The sequence below is a fragment of the uncultured Parabacteroides sp. genome, assembly GCF_902493135.1.
Classification (GTDB): Bacteria; Bacteroidota; Bacteroidia; order Bacteroidales; family Tannerellaceae; genus Parabacteroides.
The window spans coordinates 1-13892 of sequence record NZ_CABUOD010000050.1; the positions used below are offsets into that span (position 1 = coordinate 1).

Consider the following 13892-nt stretch of genomic DNA (forward strand, 5'->3'; position numbering starts at 1 on the left):
TTGTATCCATATTATTTGTTAGCAAAGCTATACGCAGAACCGGAGTTCTACCAGGCGGATAAATTGCGGGCTGCCGCCGGAGCTGTGCTGTCCAAAGAACCGAAGGTGGAAACGACCGCAATCCGGGAGATGCGGGAAGAAGTAAAAAGGATAATAGACAAGGGCGACTTTGATTGAATATTCTATTTGTGATTAAAAGAGACTCTGTATAGATAAAGTTTTTCTTGCAACTCTTTGTTTATTAAAAAAAAGCCTCTATCTTTGCAGCCCAAATTGGTATGAGAATAAGATAATAATAAATAATATACAGAAAGATGAAAAGAACATTTCAACCTTCCAACCGGAAAAGAAAGAACAAGCACGGCTTCCGTTCAAGAATGGCTACAGCTAATGGCCGCAGAGTATTAGCTTCTCGTCGTGCTAAAGGAAGAGCTAAGTTAACAGTTTCTGACGAATACAACGGATAATTCTTTCCGTTTGAAGATTTTTCATAAAGAAAGTAGAGGTTTTTACTAAAAAGCCTTTACTTTCTTTGTTTTAACGGCTTTGTTTTCTACTTTTGATCCGCCGACAAATACAAGATAGAAATGAAAGACTTTTTGGTTAAACTGATAAAAAATCCGTACGTCTTAAATCTGTTGCTGGCTGTGGTCGTGGCATGTGCTCTGGTGTTCGGAACATTGAAGTGGCTCGACTCGTACACCCGGCATAATGAGGCTGTGGTAGTGCCGGATGTTAAAGGATTGGGAATGGAAGAGGCCGCCGAATTTTTCAAGAATAGTAATCTACGCTATAACGTGATCGATTCCGTCTTTTCAAAAGATGTGAAGCCCGGTGCGATTGTCGAGCTGGTCCCGATGGCCGGTTCGAAGGTGAAGGAAGGACGTATCGTGTTCGTCACCGTGAATGCGCTCACTTCGCAGATGGCGACAATCCCGGAAGTGGAAGACCTTTCGTTCCGGCAGGCTTACGCCATTCTTCGTTCCCGCGGGTTTGAAAAGATCGAGATCGAATATGTCCCCGGTGATTTTAAAGACTTAGCTCTTGGCGTCGAACTGCACGGGCGTGCCTTGCAGAAAGGCGAGCATGTACCGCTTACCGCTCCGTTGGTGTTGAAGGTCAGCAGCGGGGATGCTGAGATGCCGGCCGACTCGCTCGGACTACCGGATGACAGCGTGCCGGTCGAATCGTTGGATAGTGAAGAAGAAAACTGGTTTTAACTATGGATGAGTTTTTGGACGAAATGGATGATGAACAGGTAGACGACCTGTTGCAACCGGAAGAGGGCGAAGATAAGGCCCCTCAACTGTATGAACACTTCCGCTTCGTTGCCGATCGCGGACAGTCATTGTTGCGTGTGGATAAATTCTTGGTAGACCGGATGTTCGGCGCTACCCGCAACCGGATACAGTCGGCTGCCGATGCCGGTTGTATCATGGCAAACGGTAAACCGGTGAAAAGCAATTACCGGGTGAAACCGGAAGATGTCGTGACGATCATGATGACACGGCCTCCGCGGACTTTCGAGATTCTCCCTGAAAATATCCCTATAAAAATCGTGTATGAAGATGACGATCTGCTGGTGGTCGACAAACCGGCAGGGTTGGTCGTGCATCCCGGACACGGAAACTATACCGGCACGCTGGTGAATGCACTTGCCTGGTATTTGAAAGACGATCCTACTTACGATCCTAACGATCCCGCCCTGGGACTCGTTCATCGTATCGATAAAGATACGTCCGGCCTGCTGGTTGTCGCCAAAAAGCCGGAAGCGAAAGCACACCTCAGCATGCAGTTTTTCCACAAGACCACCAAACGGGAATATCGGGCCTTGGTGTGGGGGATCGTGCGGGAAGACGAAGGACGGGTCGAAGGCAATATCGGCCGTAACCCGCGTGACCGTATGCAGATGACGGTTTTCCCGGAAGGCGACCAGGGGAAGACGGCGGTCACCCACTATTCCGTTCTGGAGCGTCTGGGCTATGTCACATTGGTGAAATGCCGCCTTGAAACCGGGCGCACGCATCAGATTCGTGTCCATATGAAATATATCGGGCATACGCTGTTCAACGATGAACGCTATGGCGGGCACGAGATACTGAAAGGAACAACCTCTTCTAAATATAAACAGTTTGTGGATAACTGTTTCGCCATTTGCCCGCGGCAGGCGCTCCATGCCAAGACGCTGGGTTTCGTTCATCCGACTACAGGCGAGGAAATGTTTTTTGATTCCGAAATACCTGCCGATATGACTGCGTTGATCGATAAATGGCGTGTATATGCAAATACTAAAGAATTATAGATGATGAAAAGGAACATTGCTATTGTAGCCGGAGGCGATTCCTCCGAAATCGTTATTTCATTAAAAAGTGCGGAAGGAATCTTCTCTTTTCTTGATAAAGACAAATATAATGTATATATTGCCATCGTTAAAAGAGACGAATGGGCGGTAAAACTTCCCGGCGGGGAACATACACCAATAGACAAGAATGATTTTAGTTTCCGTGAAGGCGGCGAGATCAAGCATTTTGATTTCGCTTATATCACAATCCACGGCACTCCGGGAGAGGACGGACGTCTTCAAGGATATTTCGATATGATCGGAATGCCGTATTCATCTTGTGGCATGTTTGTCAGTGCACTTACGTTCAATAAGTTTGCCTGCAATCATTATCTGAAAGGATTCGGTGTCGATATCGCTCGTTCCATACATTTGTTTAAGGGACAGAGGGTAACGGACGAAGAAGTGGTCAGCCGCTTGGGACTTCCGGTCTTTATAAAACCGAACGACGGCGGTAGCAGTTTCGGTGTGACGAAAGTGAAAGAGGCATCGGCTATCCAGCCGGCGATTGCCAAGGCTTTCGGCGAAGGCAGGGAAGTGGTCATCGAAAGTTTCATCGAAGGGACCGAGGTGACATGCGGTTGCTATAAGATTGCCGGCAAGGAAGTGGTGTTTCCGCTTACCGAAGTCGTTACGGATAACGAGTTCTTCGATTTCGACGCCAAGTATAACGGGCAGGTACAGGAAATCACGCCCGCCCGCATTTCTGCCGAACTGACGGAAAAGGTACAACGCGAGACTTCAAGGATCTACGATATATTGGGAGCTAAAGGTTTGATCCGCGTGGATTATATTATTCCGGCTGACGGTGAACCGAAGTTGCTCGAAATCAATACGACTCCCGGTATGACGGCAACCAGCTTTATCCCGCAGCAGGTACGGGCTGCAGGTCTGGACATAAAAGATGTGATGACAGATATTATAGAAAATGAGTTTAACTAAAAGATATGGAAGTTCCTATTAATGATTTTGACGATATTCGTCCGCTGAATAACGACGAGGTAAAGGATGCGATCGAATCGCTGATTGCCAACGAAGATTTTGAGCGGGCCTTCCGGTATATTCAACCGGATGTGGATTGGAAGCAGTTCTGCGAAACGATGCGCTCCTTTAAAACGAAGGAAGACTTCAAGAACAAGTTGGCCTATGAAGCCGTGATGATGGTAGCCGGAAAAACCACTTTCTCGCTGACGATCTCCGGCCGTAGCCGTTTGCCGAAGGACAAAAAGCCTTGTACCTTTATTTCTAATCACCGCGACATCGTGCTGGATGCCTCTTTCCTGAATGTCATGCTGTATGACGTAGGGTATGGAATGACACAGGTGGCTATTGGCAATAACCTGCTGATCCGTCCGTGGATCGAAACGCTGGTCCGTCTGAACAACAGTTTCATCGTGAAACGCAATGTCCCGGTACGGCAGATGCTGGAGGTGAGCAAAGTCCTTTCCGCTTATATCCGCCATACGATCACGGAAACGAAAGAGTCTATCTGGATCGCGCAGCGTGAAGGCCGCGCCAAAGATTCGGACGACCGTACGCAGGGCAGTATCCTGAAGATGCTGAACATGAGCGGTGACAAGGATATCCTGTCAAACCTGATGGAACTGAATATCTTCCCGGTTGCGATCTCGTATGAGTTCGACCCGTGCGATTTCCTGAAAGCAAAAGAATTCCAGCAGAAACGCGACGATCCGGATTTCGTGAAGAGCCAGCGTGACGATTTGTTGAGCATGGAAACCGGTATCCTGAATAACAAGGGCCGCGTTCATTTCACCCTGACTTCCCCAATTAACGACCAGTTGGCACAGTTGGATCCGAATATGGAGAAGAACGAGTTGATCGCCACCATCGCTTCCATTATCGATAAGGAGATTTACAAGCACTACCGTTTTTATCCTTGCAACTACGTGGCATACGATATGCTGACAGGCACACGCCGTTTCAGCGAGCACTACGGCCTGAAAGACAAAAAACAGTTCGAAGATTATCTGCAAGGACAATTGGACAAGATCGTATTACCGAACAAGGATGAAGCATTCCTGCGCACGAAAATACTGGAAATGTACACGAATCCGTTGAAGAACTACCTGGCTAATCAGGAATAAAGCCGAATACATATATCCATTACAGACAGATAAGGCAGATGACTTTAGCGTTGTCTGCCTTTTATTTATTCTCTTTCGCATAATTCGACGGGCTCATGCCGAACTGCTTGATGAAGGCGGACCAGAAATAAGACTGGGAGCTGAAACCTGTCGCTTCCGAAATCTCATATATCTTCATATTCCCCTGTATCAACAACTCGGCGGCCTTTTTCAGACGGCTTATCTTGATCAGCTCGTTAGGGGTCAGGTCGGAGATGGCACGGATCTTCCGGTACAAGGTCGGGCGGCTCAGGTGCATCAGGTCTGCGATCATGTTTACATCTAAGGCCGGATTGCCGATATGCTCGTTGATGATCTCGTTCAGCTTTTCCAGAAAGCTTTCGTCCGCTTTGGTATAGGCCATCGATTTCATATTCGCGATCGGTGAGTTGAAATAGAATTTGCGTATGTTGTCGCGGTTGGAGATCAGATTGGAAATCTGCGCCATCAGCAGGTTGGTGGAGAAGGGTTTGTCCAGATAAGCATCGGCTCCTAATTCCAGACCTTCCAGGCGCGACTGCAGGGTGTTTTTGGCTGTCAGCAGGATGACCGGGATATGGCTGAACTCGATCTCCGTCTTCACCTCTTTCAAAAGGGCGAAGCCGTCCATGACAGGCATCATCACGTCGCTGATGATCAGCTGGAAGCTGCGTTCCTTTAAGAGCGCGATTGCTTCGGCTCCGTTTCCGGCTATCTCTACATTATATAATTGGTTGACTTCGTCGGCGATGAAAACGGCCATTTCCTTGTTGTCCTCGACAATCAGGACTGTCGGGCGCGATTCGTCGCGGATGAATTCCGTCTTCTGGGGTACGGCTTGTGCCGTCGCTTCCTCTTCCGTTTGCTTGATGGATTCGGGTAGTTTGACGGGTAAGGTCAGGCGGAACATCGTCATGGACGGGCTGTCGGTGAAGGTGTCTAACTGCAAGCCGCCGTGATGCATCTCGGCCAGTGAACGTGCCAGGGGCAAGCCGAGTCCTGTCCCCGGTTTGCCTACGGCATCCCCTTCCATCCGGTAGAAGGGTTCGAATATCTTTTCCCTCAATTCGGAAGGGATAGGTGTGCCGTCGTTGATAAAATCGATCGTGAATGTCTCATAATCGGGAGAAAGTTGTAGGCGTACGATGATGCTGCCGGACGCGTATTTGATAGCGTTCGTAAACAGGTTGCTGAATATCTTCGTGATCGCTTCTTTATCTACGAATACGTACAGCTCCGGCAGCGACAGGTCGAGGTTCAGCAGCAGGTTGTGTGCCGTTGCCGATTCCTGGAACCGTTTGGCGGTGTCGGTCAGGAGCGAGACGATCTCCGTCCGGACAAAGCTGAGGCGGTATCCTTCTATCTCTGTTTTGCGGAAGTCCAGCAACTGGTTGACCAGCGACAGGAGGCGGGATACGTTTTTATCCATCAACGCAAGCGACTTGTTCTCTTTTTCCCCGATCTTGTCGGATTTCAGGAGGCGTTCGAGCGGGTTCTTGATCAGGGTGAGCGGCGTCCGGATCTCATGGGCGATGTTGATGAAGAAATCGATCTTGGCCTGATACAGTTCCTTCTCTTTCTGGTCTTCGAACAACTGCATGTTGTAGGCCATTGCCCGTTTGGTCTTCTGGCGCCAGGACCAGAAGGAGCCGGCGATGATGGTAAGAATGACGGCAACATAAGAGGCATACGCCGTGTCCGATGCCCACCAAGGCGGCAAAACGGTGATGTTCAGCCGTGTCGGGGTGTCGCTCCAGTTGTTCGACAGGTTGGCGGCTCGTACTTCGAAGGTGTAATCGCCCGGATGCAGTTCTGTGAAATAGACCGTGTTACGTTCTCCGATCGGAATCCATTCCTTGTCCATATTCCCCATCCTGTATGCATACTGGACGGATTTGGGGGCGATGAAGTTGAGCGCGGAGAAGTTGATGCTGAATGTGGATTGCTTGTAGGTCAGCGTGATCTTCTTCGTCTCCGATTCGGCGGAACAGTTGACGATGCGTTTCTCTTCGGCCTCGTTCTGGATTTCGAGGCTTCCCAAGTGGACGTTCATCTTCTCGGCTGCCGGGATTACTTCGGAGGGTTTGAAATGGATAAAGCCCTTGACCGAACCGAAATAGAAAGTCCCTTCGTTATCTTTGAAGGCGGAGTTGTCGTTGAACTGACGAGTGATAAGCCCGTGGGATTCCGTATAGGTCGTGATCTTGCCCGTTCCGGTTTCGAGGCTGGCCAGTCCGTTGGCCGTGCTGATCCATAAGTTTTCGTTTTCGTCGGGCAGGATGCGGAAGGCGACGTTGCTCGGCATACCGTTCTTCACGGTGTAATGCAGGGACTCGCCGGTCTGGAAGTCGTATTTGATAATCCCTTCTACGGTGGCGAACCACATATTGCCGTCTTTGTCCTCGCAGGCGTCGTTGACGAAATTGTGGCGCTGGGTGTTCAACTTGTCGTACGGCAGATACATGCCGGTATTGCTGATCGGATTATAATAGAAACTGCGGTTGAACATGCCGGTCCAGATTCTTCCCAGGCGGTCTTCGTAGATGCAGTTCACCGCGAAAGGAGGAAATTGCGGGGCATACAGGAAACGGTCGTTCAGGAAGTCATATTTATAGATGCCGTCGTCGGTCCCGACGTAGACTTGTCCCTCCTGCAATACTTTGATGCAGCGAACGGTGCTGTTCTTTACCGTCAGCGAATCTTTCAGCAGGTTATAATGCTTGATCACTTTCCTTGTTTTGATATCCATCAGGTCGATGCCGTGGATGACGTGCCCGATCCAGAGCCGGTCGCCTGATGCAGCCAAGCCCCGGATATTGGTGTGCGACAATCCGTTCCCTCCCGGAACCGGCTGGTAGTTGGTGAATGTCCCGGTTTTCTTTTCCAGGCAGTTGATGCCCGCATCTTCCGTCCCGACCCATATATTACCGTATGCATCGGTACAGATATCGCGGATCACTTCCCCTTTCATCGAATGCTGTCCGTCCCAGGGATAATGCACATGGAAAGGGCGGAAAGGGGAATAGTAGTTGAGGCCGTTCTGGTGGAAACAAATCCAGATGCCGTTCTCCCGGTCCCGGCAGAATGCCGAGATGAAATGGCTCGATAAGGCATAGGGGTCCAACGGGTCCTGACGGATACGGGCACACTCGCCGGTGTTGATCTTATAGATAAACAACCCTGAGTCCGTCCCGATCCACAGTTCGTCCTTGTCTTTTTCGAGGAAGCTGTTGATCAGGATCGTAAGCCGGTTGATCTTTTGAATGTCCAGATCCTGATAATCGCGTGTCGCCGGGTCGAATATCTTCACGTCATCATGCTCGAAAGCGATATAAATGCGATCGGTCGTAGGTGAAGGATACAGCATGGAGAGTTTCCGCGGGGTGTTCGGGGATGAGTGGGCGAATACGTTATAGGATTCCGTCGTCCCGTCTTCCGGATTCAGCAATGAGATCTGCCCGTCCGAGCTCCCGATCCAGATATTGTTTTCGCGTGTGATGCAAAAAGTGGTGTAGCTCTGGTTGTTCTCCGGAGCAAAGATGCGGAACTGGCTGTCCTCCGTATTGAACCGGATCAGATTGCCGTCCATCAGTATCCATAGTTTATTGTCTTTGTCGAACTGGAAAATATCGATCCCTTTGTCTGCTGTGAAAGGAATGTGCCGGAACGATTCCTTCTCATCGTCGTACTGGTATAATCCCGAAAGCGTCCCGACCCACAAGTCGCCGTTCATGTCGCAGCTTAGGCATGTGATCCTGTTGCTCCCCAATGTCTCGGTTTCGTCGGGGTCGTTACGGAATACTTTGAACGTATATCCGTCGAAGCGGTTCAGGCCGTCACGCGTACCTATCCAGATATATCCTTTCCTGTCCTGTACGCAGCAGGTGGCCATGTTGTCGCTGAGTCCGTTTTCGACCTGGTAGTGGCGGAAAAGATAATTGCTGTCGTCTGCATATGTCCGGGTGAGACAAAATATGAATAGGATGGATAGGAATGACTTCAGATGTTTCATATATGACTTTGCTATTATGGGCGAAAGATACTGAAAAATGCATTATGGATTTCCTTTTATCGTATCACGGATTTTATAAATCATCTCAATAGGGGTGATAACGACAGAGAATGAGATGAATACGGGAAAGATTGCGACAAGGTCAAACAAACCGGCCGTGGGGAATCGGTACATTTGTACCATGTGAAACACTGGAAATAAAAAACCTTTTATTCTAATTATTATATGAATACTCTTACAACAAAACAAGGAATCGGAACGAAAGTTCAACTCTGTACAATGATGTTTATGCAGTATATGCTGAGTGCAGTCTGGTGGGTTCCTTTAGCCGCTTATCTTTCCCATACGCTTAAATTGGAAGTGTATCAGGTCTCATTGGTGCTGAGTGCAATGGCTATCGGTGCGATGGCCTCCTCTTTTATCGGTGCGATTGCCGACCGTTATTTTGCCGCCGAGAAGATCTTGGCAGTATTGAATATACTGACAGGTGTCTTTTTGCTCCTGGCAGCCCAGCAGACAACATTTGCCCCGCTTATGACCTGTGTCGTGCTGGCGATGCTTTGCCACATGCCGACACAGAGCCTGACCAGTACGATCGCCATGAGCCACACGCCGTCGGAGCAGTTCCCGCGTATCCGCATGTTCGGTTCGGTGGGCTGGGTCGCTTCCGGCATCTTCAGTGTGGTTGCCCTTCATGTGATGCATTTGCCCGCTTTCGACGATACGAACCTGCCGATGTATTGCGGCGCCGCCGTCTGTTTCGTGGCTGCGCTTCTGAACCTGCGGTTGCCGCACACTCCGCCTTCGGTTGACAAGAGTGCCGGTATCTCGGTGATGGATATAACCGGGTTCAGCGCTTTCTCCCTGATGAAGGATAAGAATTACCGGGCTTTCATGATCCTGACGTTTCTGGCTATCATCCCGTTCAACCTGTATCATGTGTATGGCTCGATGATTCTCGCGGACGAGCATGTACAGAATATAACGGTGACACTGAACCTCGGGCAGTTGGCGGAAATGTTTTTCCTGGTCATCACCACTTCGATACTGATAAAGTCGGGGATCAAGAATACCCTGATCTTCGGTATGATCGCCCTCGTGGTCCGGTATGCTTCGTTCTATATCGGTGCGGAAACCGGCGTGCAATGGTTCTACTATATCGGAATTATCGTGCACGGGTTGATCTTCGGCCTCTTCTTTGTCGGCGGCCAGGTTTATACGGATAATGTGGCGCCGAAAGATATGAAAGCGCAGGCGCAGGGTCTGCTTTTCTTCCTGGTATGGGGCATCGGCTTCCTGATCGGGACGCTTTGGAACGGATGGCTGATCGGCCTTTTCCGTGACGGGGATAAATGTGACTGGCCTGTCGTCTTTGCCATCTCGACCCTGTTCTCGTTCATATTACTGATCCTTTTTGTCTTCTTATTCAAACCGGTAGCATTAAAGACTAATAAATAACATAGAGTAGTAAAGTAGTAATTTTATCAAACCCTTTTTAATTCTCAAGATCAAATATATTATCACACGCCAGATGTACAGCGGGCTGTCCAACAAGTTTAGACAGCCCGCTTTTATTGATGGGAATTAGTTCCGGTCACTTATACTTTTATGTCTTCACCGGTTCTTGGTGCTTAAGTGGTACAAAATAAAATCCCCCCGTACTCTTACAAGCGAGCCGGGGGATTTTCAGTTTGGCATTTTTATTATAGGGAGTTGTTTAGGTTATCATGCCCAGCCGTTCAACATTCCGTAGAAATACATGGGTTTCAGGAAATAAACCTTTAACAGCCATGCGGCCCAGAGTTCCTTCGAGGTGTCCATCATCGTGAACGGGAACGAGTTTTGAGCCTCTTTCTTGTAGTTGAATTCGCACAAAAGAACGTGTCCATAGTCCGTTACAATTGGGCAGGCGGCGTATCCGTCATATTTCTCTGCCGGTTCTTTGCCTTCCATCAGCGAAATCAGGTTCTTGGCGGCGATAGGCACCTGCTTGCGGATTGCGGCAGATGTCTTGCTGGTCGGAATTCCTGCTACGTCTCCCAGGGAAACGATGTTCGGATATGTCTTGTGCACCAATGTTTCTTTGTCAACCATTACCCAGGCATCGGCAGCCAGTTTGCCTTCCGTCCATCCCAGACCGGCTTCTTTTACGAAATCGGGAGCCGACATCGGCGGCGTGAAATGCAGGAAGTCATAATCTTCTACAAACGGCGTGTAGACTTTCTGATCGCCCACTGTTTCGATCTTCTCAAAATGTACCTGCTTGGCGGATGTATCCACTCCTTTTACCCGTACATTCAGGTTGATTGGCACATTGCGTTCCTTATAGATTTCCAACAGGCGGGGAGTGAAATAGGGGATATCATACAATTCCTTGGAAGCTGTATAGTAATTCAGATCCACCTTGTCACGTGTTCCCTGCTTGCGGTTGTAATGTTCTGTCAACAGACAGATCTTTTTCGGTGCGCCTCCGCATTTATGCTTCGTGTATGTGTCGGTGAAGATACCGCGTCCGCCTGTCTTGGAAAATTCCTGCAAGGCTTTCCAGGTCTTCTGTGCACCTTCATAGTCATAAATGCTGTTGGCATTGCCCTGGCCTAACGTGTCATGCGTGATGCCTTCCACCTTTTCCCAGTTGATCTGGATTCCGGGGGTCAGGACCAGGAAATCGTAAGCGATCTTACCGTTATTTTTAGTCGTTACCTGATTCCATACGGGATCGACGGCGGCAACAGAGTCTTTAATCCATTTGATATCGCTGGGCATGCAGTCCTCCTGCTTTTTCCAGACGTCATCGGGTTGGTACACGCCTGATGCGATCAGGGTGAAGCCCGGTTGATAAAACTGACGGTCACTGGGATCGATCAAAGTGATATCCGGCTTGTCCAGCCAGCTCTTTAAACGGGCGGCCATACTGATACCGGCAGCGCCTCCGCCGATAATTACTATTTTACCTTTGGCATTGCTTGAAAATGCTTTTGCCTTTTGTGTACTTGCAGCGGTCAGTAAACCGGCCATTGCCATCAGCTTGAAAAAGTGGCGGCGATCGATACCTTTCTTCTCAAACGCCTTCAAATGATCTTCCAGTTCGTGTTTCATCATGTCTAAAAAATTAGATTTTGGTTGCAAAGAAAGGATAATCCGCAAGGGCGTACAAGGAAAGGGCTACTACATGGCTTGCGCAAGTGTTTTGAGTGGGAAGAAATACTACTACATTACTTTCTCATATCTATTTATTATGTATATAATCGATTGATCTATTGGAGGATATTGGATATACGTTTCTGATAAAATATTTTCAGAAACTCATTAGGAAATCGACCAGATTCGTATCCCCTTCCAGCTCCAAACGCTTCCTCAGGCGGTATCGGCGCAGCTCTATCGCCCGCACGGATACGTTCATGAGGGATGCGATTTCCTTTGTGGAGAGATTCATGCGGAGCAGGCAGCAGATACGAAGATCGCCTGTCGTGAGATCGTTGTACTGTTGTCTGAGGCGGTCCATGAAATTTTGGTGCGTGCTGTTGAAATAGCTTTCGAACAGTACCCAGTCCGATTGGTTGTTCAAAGTCTCTTCCATCAAAGTTTTCATGCGGGTGTAGAGCTTGTTAGGATAACGCTCGCCCAGCGTCTCTTTTTGTTTTTCCAGTTCCTCCAACAGACTTTGGATGGCTTGGTTGCGTTTGACAAGGGCGGTCGTCTGGAGTGTCAGTTCGTTGTTCTTGTTTTGCAACTCGGCTTCGAGCATCCGGTTCTTCATGACTTGCATCTGTTGCTGTTCGGCCTGCCGTTCGGCTTCGGCTTTTTCCTGTTCTTCCTTATGCAAGTTTTTCAGGTTGTAGCGGAGCACGGACTGCACGAGGAACCAGACGAGTGCGATATAGACAAGCCACGCCCATACGGTGTTGTACCAGGGAGGGCGCACTTCGATGGACAATGTGAGTTCGGGATAGGGACCTTTGATGACGTATTTGCGGACTTTCAATTCATAGCGTCCTTCCGGTAATTGCAGGAAAGAAATTTTTCCGTCGCGTTGCCAGGCGGACCAGTCCGAGGATACCCCTTCGATCTTGTAGCTGATCTGGTGGTTGGAGGTGAATATCGTAGTTCCTACCCAGGCATTGAACTCCTGGAAATCGTGCGGAAGAGAGATACGTTGCGTGTTGATCGGCAAATGATGCGTGCCGGAAGCGTCTATATACTCCAGTCCTGAAATCTTCAAAGGGGTATTTCCGAGACTGTTTCCGATTAATTCGCGGATGTTTATCAGTAATGCGCCTTGCATGGCCGAAATCAAAACGAGAGAGTCGTTTAACGGAATGATCCTTTTACCTCTTGTTACGAGGTTCATATTGTAATTGTCGAAAAGCAGGCGACATTTCAATGTCCCGATACCGTCTGCCACATGAAACAGTCCGGCTTCGTTTCCGATGGAGAGCCAGTACAGATCATCACCTGCCGGATAAATATGTTCAGCACGGGCGAATACACCCAACGCTTCCGTATCCCGGAATAATTGTTTAAGGGCCGGTACAGTCTCTTTTTCAATCTTTAGGTACGGTCGTGTTTCGGTTTCTGTGACAGGTACAAAAGGACTTCCGGCAACCAGTGAGCGTTTGAAATAGCCGAGGTTAGTCTGCATATACAATTCTTCGCCATCCAACCCCGCATTTATCAGTTTGCCGATTGAACTTCTTTTGCCCAGTAGCGTGATTGGAGGATTAAAAGTGATTTGTGATAATCCGTTGTCGAGGGCTACCCAGATTTGCTGCGAGTCCTGTACGCAAATAAAACGGACGATATTATCCTGTAACTGGTTCTGTAAAGACAAATGTTGCAGGATGGTGCCGTCGGAAGCGGTGATATATAATCCTTGTGTCAGCGTACCGATGAAAAAGTATGTGCCGTTGGTTGCGAACGCGCTGGGATGTGCGTCCTGTATTTCTTTTGGTAAGGTAAAGGGTATTTCAATGGGAGGGGGAGTAAACCGTACTTCGGGCGGGATAGTGTTTAGCGGATGATAATGTAGTATTCCGTCCCGGTCGCCTGTCCAGCTCCCCAACATGGTGGTGTTGCGGGTGTAGATCGTGTCGTTATAGTACGTTATGCCGGTTATCTCCTCCTGTCCCGGTAATGAATATAGTTTCCAGGTATTTCCATCGAAAGCAAGAAGCCCTGAATTATTGGCGGCATACAGCATGCCGTCCGGTGTCAAGGAAAACCCCCAGTTCTGGCAGCTCGCCTTATAATCGTCTACCGTATAATTTTTTACGAATATGTAGGGAATGGCTACTGACGCGTGCACAGCAGGTACCGTGAACAGGAAAGAAATGAGAATGATCAGTAGTCTATACATAGGTCTATATGAATAATAGGCACGGATTTCACGGTTTGTCGATAAAACTGTGTAATCCGT

The 13892-nt window shown here is 48.8% G+C and carries 9 protein-coding genes and 1 pseudogene; 7 read left to right on the forward strand and 3 right to left on the reverse strand.

Features of this window, described 5'->3' with window-relative positions; all coding sequences use genetic code 11:
* The 6 genes and pseudogenes from RDN79_RS16595 to RDN79_RS16620 form a co-directional block, all read left to right on the forward strand.
* A pseudogene (locus RDN79_RS16595) lies at positions 1-177 on the forward strand (O-antigen ligase domain-containing protein); the annotation flags it as partial.
* Between the two features lie 137 nt (positions 178-314).
* Positions 315-467, forward strand: coding sequence for a 50S ribosomal protein L34 (rpmH, locus tag RDN79_RS16600; protein WP_005633099.1), 153 nt, complete (start codon positions 315-317; stop codon positions 465-467).
* Positions 468-587: 120 nt separating this feature from the next.
* A complete protein-coding gene (locus RDN79_RS16605; RefSeq protein WP_298549327.1) occupies positions 588-1220 on the forward strand; it encodes a PASTA domain-containing protein in 633 nt (210 codons plus the stop codon).
* A gap of 2 nt (positions 1221-1222) precedes the next feature.
* Positions 1223-2302, forward strand: coding sequence for an RluA family pseudouridine synthase (locus tag RDN79_RS16610; protein ID WP_298549329.1), 1080 nt, complete (start codon positions 1223-1225; stop codon positions 2300-2302).
* Between the two features lie 3 nt (positions 2303-2305).
* Positions 2306-3283: a D-alanine--D-alanine ligase gene (locus tag RDN79_RS16615; RefSeq protein ID WP_298549346.1), complete on the forward strand. Its 978-nt coding sequence runs from the start codon at positions 2306-2308 to the stop codon at positions 3281-3283.
* Between the two features lie 5 nt (positions 3284-3288).
* On the forward strand, positions 3289-4446 hold the full coding sequence (locus RDN79_RS16620) for a 1-acyl-sn-glycerol-3-phosphate acyltransferase (RefSeq protein WP_298549330.1): 1158 nt from the start codon (positions 3289-3291) through the stop codon (positions 4444-4446).
* 61 nt (positions 4447-4507) lie between these two features.
* Here the strand turns inward: RDN79_RS16620 and RDN79_RS16625 are convergent, their stop codons facing one another.
* A complete protein-coding gene (locus tag RDN79_RS16625; RefSeq protein ID WP_298549331.1) occupies positions 4508-8476 on the reverse strand; it encodes a hybrid sensor histidine kinase/response regulator transcription factor in 3969 nt (1322 codons plus the stop codon).
* Positions 8477-8701: 225 nt separating this feature from the next.
* Here RDN79_RS16625 and RDN79_RS16630 point away from each other — a divergent pair, with 225 nt between their 5' ends.
* Positions 8702-9934 carry an MFS transporter gene (locus tag RDN79_RS16630; RefSeq protein WP_298549332.1) on the forward strand — a complete coding sequence of 411 codons (1233 nt, stop codon included), beginning with the start codon at positions 8702-8704 and terminating at the stop codon, positions 9932-9934.
* Between the two features lie 267 nt (positions 9935-10201).
* Here RDN79_RS16630 and RDN79_RS16635 read toward each other — a convergent pair whose 3' ends face one another.
* Together RDN79_RS16635 and RDN79_RS16640 are read right to left on the reverse strand one after the other, a co-directional pair.
* On the reverse strand, positions 10202-11578 hold the full coding sequence (locus RDN79_RS16635; RefSeq protein WP_298549333.1) for an NAD(P)/FAD-dependent oxidoreductase: 1377 nt from the start codon (positions 11576-11578) through the stop codon (positions 10202-10204).
* Between the two features lie 196 nt (positions 11579-11774).
* Positions 11775-13832, reverse strand: coding sequence for a triple tyrosine motif-containing protein (locus RDN79_RS16640; protein ID WP_298549335.1), 2058 nt, complete (start codon positions 13830-13832; stop codon positions 11775-11777).
* Positions 13833-13892: the final 60 nt, after the last annotated feature.

Bases quoted from the DNA above. Each gene is read 5' to 3' on its own strand.
- RDN79_RS16640 (WP_298549335.1), bottom strand. From the start codon at position 13,832: ATGTATAGACTACTGATCATTCTCATTTCTTTCCTGTTCACGGTACCT.
- RDN79_RS16625 (WP_298549331.1), bottom strand. From the start codon at position 8,476: ATGAAACATCTGAAGTCATTCCTATCCATCCTATTCATATTTTGTCTC.
- RDN79_RS16630 (WP_298549332.1), top strand. From the start codon at position 8,702: ATGAATACTCTTACAACAAAACAAGGAATCGGAACGAAAGTTCAACTC.
- rpmH (WP_005633099.1), top strand. From the start codon at position 315: ATGAAAAGAACATTTCAACCTTCCAACCGGAAAAGAAAGAACAAGCAC.
- RDN79_RS16620 (WP_298549330.1), top strand. From the start codon at position 3,289: ATGGAAGTTCCTATTAATGATTTTGACGATATTCGTCCGCTGAATAAC.
- RDN79_RS16635 (WP_298549333.1), bottom strand. From the start codon at position 11,578: ATGATGAAACACGAACTGGAAGATCATTTGAAGGCGTTTGAGAAGAAA.
- RDN79_RS16615 (WP_298549346.1), top strand. From the start codon at position 2,306: ATGAAAAGGAACATTGCTATTGTAGCCGGAGGCGATTCCTCCGAAATC.
- RDN79_RS16610 (WP_298549329.1), top strand. From the start codon at position 1,223: ATGGATGAGTTTTTGGACGAAATGGATGATGAACAGGTAGACGACCTG.
- RDN79_RS16605 (WP_298549327.1), top strand. From the start codon at position 588: ATGAAAGACTTTTTGGTTAAACTGATAAAAAATCCGTACGTCTTAAAT.